Consider the following 1,554-nt stretch of genomic DNA (forward strand, 5'->3'; position numbering starts at 1 on the left):
TGTAATGTACACAGCAGTGCCTATTATTTTTCAAAACGAAATCATAGGTGTTATTTTTATGTCTGTAAACGCCAATTTCATCTTTGAAAATGTTCAGAATATCTTAGACAAGTTGATCATAATATTTCTGATTGCCTTGTTTGTTTCATTCTTTATCAGTATATTTTTCGCTGAAATTATTTCGATGCCAATTGAATCCTTAACGGAGTCCGTTAAAAAGATTACTATGGGTAATTATCATACCAAGGTTGAGGTCAAGGGTAATGATGAAATCAGTGAGTTGGGTAACGCATTTAACTCCATGACTGCAAAACTATTTCAAGTAGATGATCGTCGAAAGAAGTTTGTCTCTAATGTATCTCATGAACTTCGAACACCTATGACATCCTTGAAGATTGTTTCAGATACCTTGTTGGCACAGGACCACTGGGATGAAGGCGTTTATAGGGAGTTCATGCAAGATATCAACAGTGAGGTTGATCGCCTCAATAATATTATTGACAGTTTACTCTACTTGGTAAGAATCGAAAAGGATGAGATTGAGCTAGACTATAGTGTTACTTATGTCAATTATCTCATTGAGAAAGTCATTAAGACCATAAGACCAATTGCTCATAAAAAGCATATTGAAACGACTTTTATTTCTAACAGTAAGATACAAATCAACTTAGATCAAGAAAAGATGCAGCAGTGCTTGCTTAATATAATAGGTAATGCCGTTAAGTATACACCTGAAAATGGCATGGTCAATGTTTCCTTAACAGACCGAAGGGACACCATAGCAATATCTATCTCAGACAATGGCTACGGTATCCCTGAAAAGGATATTCCTTTTATATTTGATCGATTTTACAGGGTTGATGAAGCTAGGGCAAGAAAGACTGGCGGGACTGGTCTGGGTTTATCCATAGCACAACAGATTGTACAGCTACATCAAGGTAGTATAGAAGTTTCAAGTAACATGAATCAAGGTACAACCGTTACGATTGTACTACCAAAGAATTAGGAGGCTTTAATGAAACTACCAATTAGAAGCTTTGTGATCCTTATTTTGATTGTGGCCAGTTTGATTTTTGGATTAAACATCAACACAACATATCCTGTTGTGACGGATTCAAAGTATATTTCACCAGATAAAGAGGCAATTGCCTTTAACACTAAAATATACTTTGTTTATGATCATGCACTTCGAAGTGAAAATCGCAAAGTTTCCATATATAACAATGATTTTGAGAATGCAATTATTAAAGCCATCAAAGATGGTCCTAAAAATGTAAAGTATCGTAGTATTTTTAACTATGATGTCGATGTTTTATCTGTGGAATATGCAAACAATACCTGTTATGTCAATCTTTCAAAAGATATTATACAATCGGATTTATGGGAAAGTGATGAGCTTGACCTCTATGTCTGGTCAATTGTAAACAGTTTAACTGAAATTAAACGTGTTTTTAACGTTCAACTGCTGGTTGATGGCGAAAGAATTGATCGTAAAGTCTTAGGCTATTCATTTCAAAATCCGTTACCTAAGATGGAAAGCTTGAATTATCTAAA

The 1,554-nt window shown here is 34.6% G+C and carries 2 protein-coding genes; both read left to right on the forward strand.

Annotated features, from left to right (window positions below; genetic code table 11):
• A partial coding sequence (locus tag AC220I_RS22405; protein ID WP_486726090.1) for a sensor histidine kinase occupies window positions 1-1,006 on the forward strand: 1,006 nt, incomplete at its 5' end.
• Between the two features lie 9 nt (window positions 1,007-1,015).
• On the forward strand, window positions 1,016-1,554 hold a 539-nt coding region (locus AC220I_RS22410), incomplete at its 3' end, for a GerMN domain-containing protein (RefSeq protein ID WP_486726091.1).

The sequence above is a fragment of the Fusibacter sp. genome (genome assembly GCF_057447755.1).